Genomic DNA, 14,901 nt, shown 5'->3' with positions numbered 1-14,901 from the left:
GCGCCTTTTTTCTACCAATAATTTTCTACCGCCACCTGGCCAGGCCGTCGGCTCAGGCTCAGTTGCATGTCCCGCTGCTTGAGCAACTGGCGCGTGTCATCGACCATCTGTGGGTTGCCGCAAATCAGTACGCGCGAATCCTGCGCCGTCAGCTCCACGCCGGCGGCCCGCTCCAATTCGCCATTTTCGATCAAGGCCGTAATACGCCCATTCAACGCGCCCGGATGCTGCTCGCGGGTGACGATGGGAATGTAGGTGAGCTTGTGGGCGTACTCGGCCAGGTACTCGCGCTCACCCAGCGTGTCGATCAGCGACTGGTAGGCCAGTTCCTTGGCTTCCCGGGCGCTGTACACCAGGATGATGCGCTCGAATTTTTCCCAGACTTCGAAGTCCTGCAGGATCGACAGGAACGGCGCGACGCCCGTACCGGTTCCCAGCAACCACAGGTCGCGCCCGTCGACAAAGCGGTTGAGGGTCAGAAAACCCGTAGCCTGGCGCTCTACCAGCAAGGTATCGCCCGCCTTCAAACGGCTCAGTTCACTGGTGAACTCACCACCGGGGACCACGATGGAAAAGAAATCCAGATGCTCGTCAAACGGCGAAGACACGATGGAATAGGCACGCCAGACGGTGCTGCCATCCGCCTTGGTAACGCCCAGGCGCACGAACTGGCCGGCGGTAAAACGAAAACCGGCATCGCGGGTGGTGCGCAGGGTGAACAGGCTGGGGGTCAGCGATTGCACATCGAGCAGGGTCTGGCGGGTAAATTTTTCAGCACTGGCCGTCATGGGGGGCTCCGTTTTGCACAGGCCTTTAGTGTCCCTCAAAACAGCCCGCGCAAACACCGATGATTGGTACTGGCTTTGCAATCGCTCAAAGCACACTCAGCTGGGCTGCACGTTTTTTGCCCATCACGGGGTCAACCATGCACTCCACTCCGGAACTAATTATTTGGCTATTAACGTGCCCCGAATACCTCACTAGAAGCAACGGCACTTACAGCGACATCATTTTGATACCACCTTCAAAACATTGAAAAAAAAGCCCCTGCCAAGCGCTCCTATACAAAACTTCGAGTCTTGTACAAAACCGGCGAACTAAACGAGCCCTGTAGATAAAATTTTTTTTAAACTCAGTTGTAGGACTTACCCTACACTTCTTTTCGAGCTGCATTGGGAGATCAGGACGTACCCAGGTTACACAGACACTTATGGAGAGTCACCGATGGTCAATTGGCATAATACCCGGCTACCCAAGCTGGACGGCGAGAGTGAAATCACCAGTGTGTTTGAGATGGTGATAAACCACACCTATGAACTAGGCTTCGAATATTGCTCCTTTACCATGAGCACCCAATCACAATGCCCCCCTACAAAACCAATTTTATTCAATAACTATCCAAATGAATGGCTCAGTGTTTATAAAAAAGCGCACTTCTTCGATGTAGACCCCGTTGTAACCCACTGTAAAACTTCGGTACTGCCCATTCTCTGGGAGCAAAAAACCTTTGCTGACGCCCCCCAGCTGTGGGAGTTGGCCCAGGCATGCGGAGTGCATTTCGGCTGGACCCAACCTGTGCATGATTTCCAGGGAGTGTTCAGCATGCTGACCCTGGTTCGCAGCAAGGGCAAGGTCACCCCTGCAGAGCTCTACGAAAAAACCGCCCAGGTGTTGTGGCTTTGCCATGTGATGCATGCGGTGGTCGCGCGCAAGTACGCCAACGCACCCGAGATCAAAGCGCCCAGCAAATTGACTGCCCGGGAAACAGAAATACTCAAGTGGTCCGCGATGGGCAAGACCGCCTCCGAGATTGCCGCGATTCTTTGCCTGTCCGAGCGCACCGTGGGCTTTCATATCAGCAGTACCTTCAAGAAGCTGGGCGTGCATAACAAGATCCAGGCGGTGCTGCGTGCCGCTAAAGCCGGGCTGTTTTAGCCCACGCAAAACACCGCATGTCATCGCGTTGAAAAAAACGTAATATTTACGGCCAATTCTGAGTGTTGAGGGTGCGCTTCGCGTGGCCCCCGCCGTTCACTCAGACGGTCCGTCTGATTACCCAGAGCCTTGCCCCGCCATGCCCCTGCTTGACAGCCCTTTCGCCCAGCTCGACCTGATTCGTCAGCCAGAGCAACACAATGATCCGCTGCAAGCCTTCGATGCCGCCGACGAATACCTGCTCAACCACCTCGCCGCGCAACAGCCCACTGCCGCCACCCGCGTGCTGGTCCTCAATGACAGCTTCGGCGCCCTGGCGGCCAGCCTTCAGGGCCAGGTACAGGTAACCTCCAGCGGCGATTCGTTCCTCGCCGCCCAGGGCCTGGAAAAAAACCTGGTGCGCAACGGCAAGCCCTTCGATGCCGTGCCCTTCATACCGGCTAGCCAGCTCGCGACCGGGCCGTTCGATCGCGTGTTGATCCGCGTGCCGAAAACCCTGGCGTTGCTGGAAGAACAACTGATCCGCCTGCAAGGGCAACTGGCGCCCGGCGCCGAGGTGATCGCAGGTGCGATGGTCAAGCATTTGCCCCGGGCCGCAGGTGAATTGCTGGAGCGTTACATCGGGCCCATGCACGCCTCATTGGCGGTCAAAAAGGCACGGTTGCTGATCGCCAGCGTCGAGCAGCGCCCTGCCGCGGTCTCGCCCTACCCGACCCGCTATACCCTGGATGCGCCGGTCATCGAGTTGTGTAACCACGCCAACGTGTTTTGCCGCGAAGGCCTGGACATCGGCACCCGTGCCTTCCTGCCGCATCTGCCAAAAAGCCTGGGCAGCGCCCGCGTGGCGGACCTGGGCTGCGGCAACGGCGTACTGGCGATTGCCAGCGCCCTGCAAAACCCCGACGCGCACTACACCTTGGTGGATGAGTCGTATATGGCAGTGCAATCGGCCGCCGAAAACTGGCAAGCCGCCTTGGGTGAACGGGACGTCAGCGTACGTGCCGACGATGGCCTGGCCGGCCAGGAGGCGCAATCGCTGGACGTGGTGCTGTGCAACCCGCCGTTCCACCAACAACAAGTGGTCGGTGACTTCCTCGCCTGGCGTATGTTCCAGCAGGCACGCGAAGCACTGGTGGTCGGTGGCGCCTTGTACATCGTCGGGAATCGTCACCTGGGCTACCACAGCAAGCTGGCGCGGCTGTTCCGTGGTGTCGAGCAAGTAGCGGCCACGCCCAAGTTCGTGATCCTCAAGGCGCGTAAATAAAAAAGCCCTGCTTTTCGATCAAGAAAAGCAGGGCTTTTTCGTAGGAGTATCAGTGCGTGCTCAGGCCTGCCGCATTCATGAACATGCGCATCAGGCTGGCCACCACGAACAGGGCCAGCACGCTGCCGGTCCAGATCATCGCCAGCCATCCCAGGCGCCGCCACAATGGCTGCTTCTCTGCCTGTTCGATTTCGTGCAACGAAGGTTTGGACATGTTTCAATTTTCCTAGTGATAGCCGTCTTCGTGGGTGACCTTGCCGCGGAACACGTAGTAGCTCCAGAAGGTGTAGCCCAGGATGAACGGGATGATGAACAACGTGCCCACCAGCATGAAGCCCTGGCTTTGCGGCGGCGCGGCGGCATCCCAGATCGACACGGACGGCGGGATGATGTTCGGCCACAGGCTGATCCCCAGGCCACTGTAGCCGAGGAAAATCAGCACCAGCGTCAACAGGAACGGCGTGTAGTGCGCATTACGTGCCACGGCGCGGATCAGCCCGTACATGGTAACCAGCACCAGGATCGGCACCGGCAGGAACCAGAACAGGTTCGGCAAGGTGAACCAGCGCGACGCGATTTCCGGGTGGGTCAGCGGCGTCCAGATGCTGACGATGCCGATCACCGCCAACACCACGAAGGCCAATGGCCGCGCCAGGTTATGCATCTGCTCCTGCAACTTGCCTTCGGTCTTCATGATCAGCCAGGTGCAGCCGAGCAAGGCATACGCCACGATCAGCGCCACGCCGCAGAACATCGTGAAGGGTGTGAGCCAGTCCAGTGAGCCGCCGGCGAACTGGCGATCCACCACCGGAATACCGTCGATAAAGGCGCCCAACGCCACCCCCTGGAAGAAAGTCGCCGCCAGCGAGCCGCCAATAAACGCCTTGTCCCACAGGTGACGCTTGTGGTCCTTGGCCTTGAAGCGGAACTCAAAGGCCACGCCGCGGAAGATCAGCCCGATCAGCATCAAGATCAGCGGCAGGTACAGCGCCGACAACACCACCGAATAGGCCAGCGGGAACGCGCCGAACAACGCCGCGCCGCCGAGTACCAGCCAGGTTTCGTTGCCGTCCCATACGGGCGCCACGGTGTTCATCATCACGTCACGGTCGACTTTGCCCGGGATAAACGGAAAAAGAATGCCGATCCCCAGGTCGAAGCCGTCCATGACCACGTACATCATGATGCCGAAGATGATGATCACGGCCCAGATCAGCGGAAGATCAATACCCATCTCAATTCCCCTTGTGCTGGATGTGGTCGTGGTCGTTATCACTGCCATCGTCGGCAGCAGACAACGGACGCGCCGGGGTGCGTTTCTGGCCAGGGCCACCGTGGGCTGGCTCGGTGCTGTCGTGGGTCACGGGGCCTTTGCGTACCAGGCGCATCATGTAGCCCAGGCCCGCACCGAACAGCGCGAAGTACACCACCACGAACAACACCAGGGTAATGGTCATCTGCGTCAGGCTATGCCCGGAGGAGGCATCCGCCGTGCGCATCAACCCGTAGACCACCCAGGGCTGGCGACCGATTTCGGTGGTGAACCAGCCGGCAAGAATCGCAATCAGGCCAGACGGGCCCATCCACAACGCCAGGTACAGGAACGGTTTGGACGTGTACATCTTGTCGCCCCGGCGCAGCCACAGGCTGAACAGACCGGTGAAGATCATCAGGAACCCCAGGCCGACCATGACCCGGAACGACCAGAACACAACGGTGGAGTTGGGGCGGTCTTCAGGCGGGAACTCCTTGAGCGCCGGCACCTGCTTGTCCAGGGAGTGAGTCAGGATCAGGCTGCCCAGGTACGGAATCTCGACCGCGTATTTGGTTTTCTCGGCTTTCATGTCCGGCCAGCCGAACAGGATCAGCGGCGTGGGCTCGTTGCCGATATTTTCCCAGTGGCCTTCAATCGCGGCGATCTTGGCCGGCTGATGCTTGAGGGTATTGAGGCCGTGGAAGTCGCCGATCACCGCCTGGATGGGCGCAACGATCAAGGCCATCCACATCGCCATCGAGAGCATTTTGCGGATCGCCGGGTTGTCCTTGCCGCGCAGTAGATGCCAGGCCGCCGACGAGCCGACGAAGAAGGCCGTGGCCACGAACGCCGCTGTGGCCATGTGCATCAGGCGGTAGGGGAACGAGGGGTTGAAGATCACCGCCAACCAGTCGGTCGGTATCACGCGGCCATCGATGATTTCAAAGCCCTGGGGCGTCTGCATCCAGCTGTTGGAGGCGAGAATCCAGAACGTGGAGATCAACGTACCCACGGCCACCATCACGGTGGCGAAGAAGTGCAGCTTGCGCCCCACCTTGTTCCAGCCAAACAACATCACCCCCAGGAAACCGGCCTCGAGGAAGAAGGCCGTGAGCACTTCGTACGTCAGCAACGGCCCGGTGACGGCACCGGCGAAGTCTGAGAAGCGGCTCCAGTTGGTGCCGAACTGGTAGGCCATGACCAGGCCCGATACCACACCCATGCCGAAGTTGACGGCAAAGATCTTCGACCAGAAATGATAGAGGTCACGGTAGGTGTCGTTGTGGGTCTTGAGCCACAAGCCCTCCAGCACCGCAAGGTAACTGGCCAGGCCGATGGTGATCGCCGGGAACAGGATGTGGAATGAGATGGTGAACGCGAATTGAATTCGGGCGAGATCTAGCGCCTCCAAACCGAACATAAGTCTTCCTCTGTCAGGTAATACCGGCTGCTGGCTGGGAGCCTGCACCCACTGCCCCCACGGATATGGAGTGTGGCGAATTTCAATTCGTTTCTTTTTTTACCCATCGCGTGGGGAATCTGGCCTTTCAGCCGCCAGAACAATCCCGGGGCAGGTTTTGATCTGGATCAAGCATCGTTGAAAGAGTAGTCCCATTTTTGCTGTAGGACTGTGTGGTCTTTTGCCGCGTGACAGCTTGCCTCAGCTCAGTTCTTGCAACTATTTGTTACAGCTTGATGCTAATCTCGCCGTTCTCCCGTTGCCGACCTGATTGCCGATGCCCAGTGAACCTGCGTTGTTGTTACGTCACCACCGCCCTTTCATCGCGTTCTGGCTGGCGCGGATCTTTACGGCCAGCGGCTTCCAGATGCTCACCGTGGCGATTGGCTGGAACCTCTACCAGTTGACCGGCAACGTCTTGGACCTGGGCCTGGTCGGCCTGGTGGAATTCATACCGCGCGTACTGTTCATGCTGCACACCGGTCACGTGGCTGACCGCTATGAACGGCGCCGGGTCGCCGCTATCTGCCAGACGTTACAGGCACTCATTGCCTTGTCCCTGGCCATCGGCGGCCTGACCGGCAACGTGACCCGCGAGATGATCTTTATCCTCGCCTTCCTGCTGGGCGCCGCACGTTCGTTTGAAATGCCTACCACCCAGGCGCTGTTGCCGAGCATCGTGCCCAGCGCGCTGTTCCCCCGCGCTGTGGCCGCCTCGCAATCGGCCCAGCAACTGGCAACCATCGTCGCACCGGCCGTGGGCGGTTTGCTTTACGCGTTTGGCAGCGTGTGGGTGTACGGCCCCACCGTGGCGCTGTACCTGATCGCCTGCGTGCTGACCCTGAACCTGCCCGCCCGCCAGACCCCGCTGAACAAAGCCAAGGCCACGATGGACTCGCTGCTGGCCGGTATTCGCTTTATCCGCAGCCGCCCGGACATTCTCGGCGCCATCTCCCTGGACCTGTTTGCCGTGCTGCTGGGCGGCGCCACCGCGCTGTTGCCGGTGTTCGCCAAGGACATCCTGCTGACCGGCGCTTGGGGCCTGGGCCTGCTGCGGTCGGCCCCGGCCGTGGGGGCATTGCTGATGTCATTGTGGCTGGCGCGGTTCTCGGTAGACCGCCAGGTGGGCCGCGTAATGTTCACCGCCGTCGGCGTGTTCGGGGTGGCAACCATTGCCTTCGGCCTGTCGACTTCGTTCTGGTTTTCACTGGCGGTGCTGGTGGTACTGGGCGCGGCAGACATGATCAGCATGGTGATCCGTGCGTCGTTCGTGCAGTTGGAAACGCCAGATGAAATGCGCGGGAGGGTGAGTGCGGTCAATGGCCTGTTTATCGGTGCGTCCAATCAATTGGGCGAATTCGAATCCGGGATTACCGCCCATTGGTTTGGCACCGTGCCTGCGGTGGTGATGGGCGGGGTTGGCACTTTGGTGGTGACCGGGGTGTGGATCAAGCTGTTCCCGACGCTGGCCAACCGTGATCGTATGCACGTACCGGTCGAAGAAAAGAGTACTTGAGAACGTTTTGACCATTGCACGTTTACCGGGGAGGATAAGTAGGAACCAAGCCGATCCCAAAGGTTGCAAAGAGCTACACAGCCAATGGAACTTTACCTACAGCATCACCACTCAGGGGCTACCTAGTTCAGTCATAAAACCTGAGGTTTTTCATGCTAGTCGGCTCCCCTCGCCCTAACACCTACCCCGCACTGCCCGAGCCTGCTTCGGCAAATGTTGGTCAGCGCCAGAAACGCTCAATCGATTCCAGTCCACCTCAAAAACAGGAACTAGTGAAGGAGACCGTGCCAGACCCAGACTCAGGCAATGGATATACTCAAATCACTGTTAACCCTGATCCGGGCAAAAGCGTCGGGGTGGGGCAGAAAGCCCCCGCGACCGTCGACCTTGGCCCAAACACCAGCGTCGACCCAGTCACACAAAAGATAAGTGACGACTTCAAAAGCGTTCAACAAGAAGCCTCGATTTACCTGAAGAACAAATTTGCCGAGATGGCGGCCAAAGCCAAGACCCCTGCCGAAAAAGAAAAGTGGGATATAGATCCCGATAACACCTACATAGTGACGTACGACTACAACACCCAGGGTGAAAGACCTTATCCCGCGAAAATCATCAAGCGCATCTCATTGACCGAGGCACTCATTACCAACGATCAGGACGTACCAAAGGGTAATGGTTACCCAGTCGCTTTCTACCCAGGCGGCCCTGAGGTCATCGTTAAGCCTGAATTAAAAACGCATACACCTGGCATCTTGAGCTTCAGCCGGTTCAACCCCTACACTGAAAAGGCTGACACTACCCATACCTTTCAAGGCATTTACCGAGAGTCCGCCGAAGAACCTGCACTGGTTTACAACGCAGGAAACCAGAGTGCGCTCACTCCCGATGAGTTCAGGAAAATGATTTGGAAGGCGGACTATAAAAAGCCTTACGATCAATTCCTGAATGAGTTCTGGAACCAGAACGAGAAAAACTATCCGTTACTCTCCAAAGCGTCTCTGATCAAGGCCGCCAAAACCCAGCATCAAGAGCACAGCCTCACTAAGGACGCCCACGACTTGGTCATGCGGGCCCTCGGTTTGTCAGGCGAAGAGACCGCCTGGCCGGACATCAAACTTGAAGACCTGCAAAAAAAACCTCCAAAAGATCCCAACATCGAAATGGGGATGCTGAAAGTCGGAAACTTTCAATCTACCGATCTTATGTACATCACGGACAAAAAGGTCAGATACGATGCCAACGGCAACAAGCTCCCACCCCTGACGCTTTTGTACATACCCGGAAACTCTTCCCCCATTCACACCTTCAACAGCCAGGCTGAAATGAAGGCATGGTTCGCCAAGCAGATGGCCGATCCCGTGAAGCGCGAAGCGATGGTCGCGCACTTCCCCCTCAAAGATAAACCTAACGGCTATGCGCAAGCAGGCACAGAAGAGACGCTGACCGGGCTCGGTACCTGGCCTGAAAAGCGCGAGACCCCGGGAGGGTTATTGTCCTATGACCATCGGGCGTTCAGCGGTTACTGGGACCCACAAAACTACATTAAGGCAGAACCCAGCCATTCGCCCTTCGACGAACTCACAAAGCGTCAGAAAGACCGATCTTATGCAGATGCTGCCGTGGATATCACCAGTGACAGCGACGTCACCAAGAAAAATATTCTCTCTGGTTTTGAAAAGGCTACAAAAGTAGCGATGTTCCTGACTCCACTGGCTTTCGCGATGCCTGAAGTGGGACTGGCATTGGATGCGTTCTATCTGGCCAGCGGAGCCACCAATACGGGTATTGGTATCGATGACAAAATACATGGCAAACCGACTGGCAACCAACGAATCATATTCGGCGTGTTCAATGCCGCAACTGTGGCGATACCGCGTATCGTAAAGGCTGGCAAAGCGGGGGAAGGTGCCGTTAACGAACTCAAGGCGCCTACGGTAAAACCCGGCGAGGCACCTTCGCCCCCCCACTACCCGCCAGATACCGCCCCCCCTGTAGGGGCCGGCGAATCGACAGTCAATCGTCTACGTCCATCTCAATGGAAGGACATCAGCAGCCATGTGGTACCAGAGGGTGAGCAACTGATCTCAGGCGTTACCCCAAACGCCAAAGGCATCTATCAAATCAAGGGGCCCAACGGCGAAGACCGATGGATGATCCGAATAACCGATGACGCAGGAAACAGCCAAGTACATGAGATCGACGGCCGGTTTAAGCTCAGTGATGGTTATGCCCAGATCATTGACCCATTGACCAAAAAACCTGTGATGACCGTGCAGGCCACTGCGCAGGGAGAGTGGACGCCGATCAATGGGCCTGGGGGGATAAAATTCCCTTGGCAATCAGGAAGCTCTCGAACGCAGCCATTTGATCCCGGCGCTTACGACTATCCCCGCGAGGGGGAAGCCTCTTCATCAGAAGCGTCCGGGAAAGTAGATAAACGGCTGAAGCAAGATGCAGATCACTACCTAAAAAAAGCAAAACCGAAAACGATGCCCATTCATTCGGACCTGCCATCCAACACACCGCCCAAAGAAGTCATCAATTCCGTACTCCAAAAATCACCCGGTATGATTTTTGGCGAAGACCATACGCAATCGGCGGTGTTGCGAGTGCTTATGGATGAAGCGCCTACATTCAAAGCCAATAATGTGAGCCTGCTGTATTCAGAGGGCTTTGAACACTCTTTGCAGCCAGACCTTGATAGGTTTTTCGAGACGGGTGAGTTTTCTCAAGCATTGAGGGAACGGTTGAGGTTAATTGACCGCGCGCATGTCGCCCATGAGCCCTACACCAATAAAAATCTTCTTCTGACGATGCGAAAATATGGCATTCGAGTTAAAGCAATTGACGTGCCCTCGGTGGAGCCCATCGCCAGGCGTATTAAAAACATGAACTATTATGCGGCCAACGTGATCGAGCAAGATCAAGCTGCCGCTCCCCAAACAAAATGGATTGCCCGGGTCGGCAGCTACCATGTGTTTAAGTATAAAGATGTTCAAGGCCTCGATACACTGACAGGCGCAACAGGGGTTACTGTGGACAACGCGCCTGCGAATGTCTCAACCTCTGTCGTTCAATCCCGAGACAAAACGCAGATCTATATTGACCTCGCAGAGCGTTGAAAATGTGCAGCCCCTTAAGGGGCTGTGTCAGAGCACCTTATCCAGCGTTACAGGAAACTCCCGCACCCGCTTGCCGGTGGCATGGTGAATCGCATTCGCCACCGCCGCCGCCACCCCGACAATGCCGATTTCCCCCACGCCTTTGGACCCGAGGGCATTGACGATCTCGTCATGCTCTTCGACAAATAGCACGTCAATCTCGCCAATATCGGCGTTCACCGGGATGTGGTATTCGGCCAGGCTGTGGTTCATGTAGCGCCCCAGTTCATGGTCCACCTGGGTCTCTTCATGCAGCGCCATGCCGATGCCCCACACCACGCCGCCGAGGATCTGGCTGCGGGCCATCTTCGGGTTGACCACGCGCCCGGCGGCTACCGCGCTGACCACACGGCTGACCTTGATGGTGCCCAGGTCTTCATCGACGCGCACTTCGACGAACACCGCCGAGTGGGTAGCGCTGGCATAGCTCTCGCGCTTCTTGTCGGGCTCGCTGTCGACCTGTACCTGCAAGGCTTCTTCACCGCTGTCCTTGACCAGTTGCGCCAACGACACACTCACGTCACCGCTCTGTAGCTGGCCGTCTTCAAACCGAATGGAATCGGCATCCTTAAATACCGGGTAAGTCTGCCGGGCGATCTCCAGCAACTTGGCATTGAGCGCTTCGCACGCTTGCTGCACGGCGGTGCCGACGGAAGACACGGTAAACGAACCGCCCTGCAACGGCGCCGTGGGCAATGACGAATCCCCCAGCAGAAAGCTGATATCGGCCATCGCCACGCCACTGGTTTGAGAGGCAATCTGGGTCATCACTGTGTAGGTGCCCGTGCCGATGTCCGTGGTGGCACTGCTCACGGTGAGTTTGCCGTTGCTATCGATGCGGGCCTTGGCGCTGGCTTTCATCTGCATGGCTTCCCACACCCCACCGGCCATGCCCCAGCCGATCAGTTGGCGGCCGTCACGCATGCTGCGCGGTTCCGGGTTGCGCTGGCGCCAGCCGAAACGTTCGGCGCCTTCGCTGTAGCACTCGCGCAGGGCCTTGCTCGACCAGGGTTTGTCTTCGTTCTGGTTGCGTTCGGCGTAGTTGATCAGGCGCAATTGCACCGGATCGATGGCCAAGGCGCAAGCCAGTTCGTCCATGGCGCACTCCAAGCCAAGCACGCCCAGTGCCGCACCGGGCGCGCGCATGTCCAACGGGGTAAACACGTCCAGCGGCACCAGCTTGTAGGTCAATTGCACGTTGTCGCAGTGATAGAGCATGCCGCTCCACTCCACCACGTGCTCGCTGAAATCCTCAAAGCGCGAGGTCTGGCCAATCGCGGTATGCCCCAGCGCCAGCAAGCGACCATTGGCGGCGGCGCCCATCTGCAAACGCTGCAAGGTGCGCGGGCGATAGCCGAAGGTAAACATCTGCTGGCGCGTCAGGGTGACCCGCACCGAACGCTTGAGCGCCATGGCCGCCATCACCGCGAGCGGCAATTGGTATTGCGGGCGCAAGCCCGAACCGAAGGCGCCCCCGACAAAGGCAGCGAAGATGCGCACCTGGTTCTTATCCAGGCCGAAGACTTTTTGCACATAGGCCTGGCAGTTCTGCGGGCCCTGGGTTTTGTCGTGAATATGCAGGGTGCCGTCGGGCTGATACAGCACGGTGCTGGCGTGGGGCTCCATCGGGTTGTGGTGCTCGATGGGCGTGCTGTAGTGCAAGTCCAGACTGATTGCGGCACCGGCCCATTCAGCCTCGAAGTTGCCGCGCGGTTTGGGTGGGGTCTGGGGCGACGGGTGCGCCGCCGCTTGCTGGGTGAGCAGGTCGGTTTCGAAGGCTTCAGGCGCGTAGTCGATCTGCACCAGCGAGCCAGCGTGCCGCGCCAGTTCGAGGTTATCGGCAATCACCAAGGCCAAGGGCTGGCCACTGTAGAGTACGCGGTCGTTATACAGCGGGCGAAAAGGCGAGCCATCGGCCGCATCGGCATCGGCGAACGCCTCGTCATAGCTGGCGATTTTCGGCCGATTGAGGTGATGGATCACGTCCACCACACCCGGCAACGCCAACGCCTTGGACGCATCGATGCGCAGCACCCGGCCTTTGGCGATCGTGCTCGACACTACGCTGCCATGCAGCAGGCCGTCCTCGGGAAATTCACCGGCGTAGCGTGCTTGGCCGGTGACCTTGAGCAGACCGTCGACACGGTCCAGGGGTTTACCGATGGCGCTCATGGCTGTTCTCCTGCGACGGCGGCGTCGCTCAGGGCACGAATGATTGCGCGTCGCGCCAGCTTGACCTTGAAGCCGTTGTGTTCCAACGGTTCGGCGTCTTGCAGCAGGGCGTCGGCGGCGGCGCTGAAGGTTTCGCGGCTGACCGTGCGGCCGATCAGCAAGGCTTCCACTGCGCGGTCACGCCAGGGTTTATGCGCCACACCGCCGAGGGCCAGGCGGGCGTCGATGATTTCATCACCGTCCAGCTCCAAGGCGGCAGCCACCGAAACCAAGGCGAAGGCATAGGAGGCACGGTCGCGGATCTTCAGGTAGTGGCTGTGGCGGGCCAAGTGATCGGCGGGCAGTTCAATCGCGGTGATCAGCTCATCGTCGGCCAACTGGTTGTCACGTTGCGGCGCATCGCCTGGCAAGCGATGGAAGTCGGCGAACTCGATCACCCGCGCGCCGCCGCGTCCTTCTACATGCACCCGCGCCGCAAGCGCCGCCAGGGCCACGCACATGTCCGAAGGATGGGTGGCCACGCACTGCTCACTGGCGCCGAGGATCGCATGGATACGGTTCAAACCGTCGCGCGCCGGGCAGCCGCTGCCGGGCTGGCGCTTGTTGCACGGCGCCGCGGCGTCGTAGAAGTAATAGCAACGGGTGCGCTGCAACAGATTGCCGCCGGTACTGGCCATGTTGCGTAACTGCGGGGACGCCCCGGCGAGGATGGCCTGGGACAGCAACGGGTAACGCTGCTCAATGAGTGGGTGCCGGGCCAGGTCGGCGTTGCTCACCAGCGCACCGATACGCAGGCCACCCTCGGCGGTCTCTTGAATGTCGTGCAGCGGCAAGCCGGTGATGTCGATCAGATGCTCGGGATGGCTGATGTTTTCCTTCATCAGATCCAGCAGGTTGGTGCCACCGGCGATAAAGCGCGAGGCGCCGCTGCTCATCTGAACGGCCTGCTGCACATCGGTCGGCCTGCTGTAGTGGAAGGGGTTCATGACTCACCTCCCTGGCGGCGGCAGGCCGGCAGCGCGTCTTCGATGGCATCGCGGATGTTGTTGTAGGCGCCGCAGCGGCACAGGTTGCCGCTCATCAACTCCTGGATCTGCGCACGGTCGTGGGCGCGGCCTTCATTGGCCAGGCCCACGGCAGAACAGATCTGGCCGGGGGTGCAATAGCCGCACTGGAACGCGTCGTGCTGGATAAAGGCCTGTTGCATGGGGTGCAGTTGGTCGCCGTCGGCCAGGCCTTCGATGGTGGTCAATTCGGCGCCGTCGCACATCACGGCCAGGGTCAGGCAGGCATTCACGCGTTTGCCGTCACGCAACACGGTGCAGGCGCCGCACTGGCCGTGGTCGCAGCCTTTTTTGCTGCCTACCAGGTCCAACTGCTCACGCAGCAAGTCCAGCAAGGTGGTCCAGGGCAACACGTTCAGTTGGCGAGCCTGGCCGTTGAGTGTCAGGCGTATCGGGTGGGCGACGAACGGCTGGGCCGCCGCGCCATGGGGGGTCGCGCTCATAAACACCTCACGGGTTGAAGTACATCCGCGGCGTTCAGGAAAATCGCCGTCTTAGGGGTACGACTTCCGGGTGTTTTGAGCGTTCAAGATGATTGATCAGCGGATATTGAGCTGGGCTTTCAGGGTGTTTTGCGGTGGGTTGATCGAGGTATTGGTGAATTCGAACCAGCCCTGGGCCTGGACGTTCAGGTCGAACACATAGATGTAGCCCATCAAGGTGCCCACGCCGTTGCACGCCTCACTGATGTTGCCGACCTGGCACACCGCTGTGCGTTGCCCATTCAACTCTGCGCCGTTAAAGCGGCCCATGGGGCTGTTGCCCAGGCCGACTTCCATCACCGAGACCTGGGTGGGCCCGCGGTGCTCGCACATCTGGGTGGTGTTGACCCGCTCCGGGATCGCTTCGCTGCAGTCGGCCGATTCCACCTTGAACACCCGCACCTCGCTCAAGGCCGGTGCAGTCGCGCCCCACGCCGGTGCTGCGCCCAGCCACAGGCTGATACTGGCGATCAGAGCTAGACTCCACGGGTTGGCTTTTTTCATGCTGTCGATGACCGGCTGTTGAACGTCGGCGCAGTATGCCTCAAGCCCATGCGCCACACAGCCTCGGCTGCTGGTATGATGCGCCGCTT

At 59.0% G+C, this 14,901-nt stretch carries 12 protein-coding genes; 4 read left to right on the top strand and 8 right to left on the bottom strand.

What is annotated here, in order from left to right; genetic code table 11:
* Positions 1-11 precede the first annotated feature (11 nt).
* The gene (locus BOP96_RS06425) at positions 12-788 is read right to left on the bottom strand and encodes a ferredoxin--NADP reductase (RefSeq protein WP_073452119.1); all 777 of its coding nucleotides are present in this window, start codon (positions 786-788) and stop codon (positions 12-14) included.
* Positions 789-1,224: 436 nt separating this feature from the next.
* Between BOP96_RS06425 and BOP96_RS06420 the strand changes: the two genes are divergently transcribed.
* Together BOP96_RS06420 and BOP96_RS06415 are read left to right on the top strand one after the other, a co-directional pair.
* Positions 1,225-1,935: a helix-turn-helix transcriptional regulator gene (locus BOP96_RS06420; protein WP_014720021.1), complete on the top strand. Its 711-nt coding sequence runs from the start codon at positions 1,225-1,227 to the stop codon at positions 1,933-1,935.
* A gap of 139 nt (positions 1,936-2,074) precedes the next feature.
* Complete coding sequence (locus tag BOP96_RS06415; RefSeq protein WP_073452117.1) at positions 2,075-3,199, top strand: methyltransferase; 1,125 nt, start codon at positions 2,075-2,077, stop codon at positions 3,197-3,199.
* A gap of 49 nt (positions 3,200-3,248) precedes the next feature.
* On the opposite strand, the gene BOP96_RS06410 is transcribed toward BOP96_RS06415, so the two are convergent.
* Genes BOP96_RS06410 through BOP96_RS06400 form a run of 3 tightly spaced genes read right to left on the bottom strand, consistent with a single transcriptional unit; the run spans position 3,249 to position 5,874 of the window.
* Positions 3,249-3,413 carry a DUF2474 domain-containing protein gene (locus BOP96_RS06410; protein ID WP_003194328.1) on the bottom strand — a complete coding sequence of 55 codons (165 nt, stop codon included), beginning with the start codon at positions 3,411-3,413 and terminating at the stop codon, positions 3,249-3,251.
* Positions 3,414-3,425: 12 nt separating this feature from the next.
* The gene (gene cydB / locus BOP96_RS06405) at positions 3,426-4,433 is read right to left on the bottom strand and encodes a cytochrome d ubiquinol oxidase subunit II (RefSeq protein ID WP_014720024.1); all 1,008 of its coding nucleotides are present in this window, start codon (positions 4,431-4,433) and stop codon (positions 3,426-3,428) included.
* A 1-nt stretch (position 4,434) separates the two neighbouring features.
* Positions 4,435-5,874: a cytochrome ubiquinol oxidase subunit I gene (locus BOP96_RS06400; RefSeq protein WP_014720025.1), complete on the bottom strand. Its 1,440-nt coding sequence runs from the start codon at positions 5,872-5,874 to the stop codon at positions 4,435-4,437.
* Between the two features lie 316 nt (positions 5,875-6,190).
* Here BOP96_RS06400 and BOP96_RS06395 point away from each other — a divergent pair, with 316 nt between their 5' ends.
* Together BOP96_RS06395 and BOP96_RS06390 are read left to right on the top strand one after the other, a co-directional pair.
* A complete protein-coding gene (locus BOP96_RS06395) occupies positions 6,191-7,429 on the top strand; it encodes an MFS transporter (protein WP_032904166.1) in 1,239 nt (412 codons plus the stop codon).
* Between the two features lie 152 nt (positions 7,430-7,581).
* Positions 7,582-10,551, top strand: coding sequence for a membrane-targeted effector domain-containing toxin (locus tag BOP96_RS06390; RefSeq protein ID WP_238346830.1), 2,970 nt, complete (start codon positions 7,582-7,584; stop codon positions 10,549-10,551).
* A gap of 27 nt (positions 10,552-10,578) precedes the next feature.
* On the opposite strand, the gene BOP96_RS06385 is transcribed toward BOP96_RS06390, so the two are convergent.
* The 4 genes from BOP96_RS06385 to BOP96_RS06370 all read right to left on the bottom strand — a co-directional run bounded on the left by BOP96_RS06385 (position 10,579) and on the right by BOP96_RS06370 (position 14,812).
* Positions 10,579-12,762 carry a xanthine dehydrogenase family protein molybdopterin-binding subunit gene (locus BOP96_RS06385; RefSeq protein WP_073452113.1) on the bottom strand — a complete coding sequence of 728 codons (2,184 nt, stop codon included), beginning with the start codon at positions 12,760-12,762 and terminating at the stop codon, positions 10,579-10,581.
* Complete coding sequence (locus tag BOP96_RS06380) at positions 12,759-13,748, bottom strand: FAD binding domain-containing protein (protein ID WP_073452111.1); 990 nt, start codon at positions 13,746-13,748, stop codon at positions 12,759-12,761. The genes BOP96_RS06385 and BOP96_RS06380 overlap by 4 nt, the downstream gene beginning before the upstream one ends.
* Positions 13,745-14,269 (bottom strand): (2Fe-2S)-binding protein, encoded by a 525-nt coding sequence (locus BOP96_RS06375; protein ID WP_019818032.1) that lies wholly within the window; start codon positions 14,267-14,269, stop codon positions 13,745-13,747. Before BOP96_RS06375 ends, BOP96_RS06380 begins: the two co-directional genes overlap by 4 nt.
* 96 nt (positions 14,270-14,365) lie before the next feature.
* A complete protein-coding gene (locus BOP96_RS06370) occupies positions 14,366-14,812 on the bottom strand; it encodes a DUF4879 domain-containing protein (protein WP_014720031.1) in 447 nt (148 codons plus the stop codon).
* Positions 14,813-14,901: the final 89 nt, after the last annotated feature.

Origin of the sequence: Pseudomonas sp. FSL W5-0203 (genome assembly GCF_001896155.1) — a bacterium.
Lineage (GTDB): Bacteria > Pseudomonadota > Gammaproteobacteria > Pseudomonadales > Pseudomonadaceae > Aquipseudomonas > Aquipseudomonas paracarnis.
Note: the sequence above shows the minus strand (reverse complement) of the source record. Positions and strands in the feature narration are given on the sequence as shown.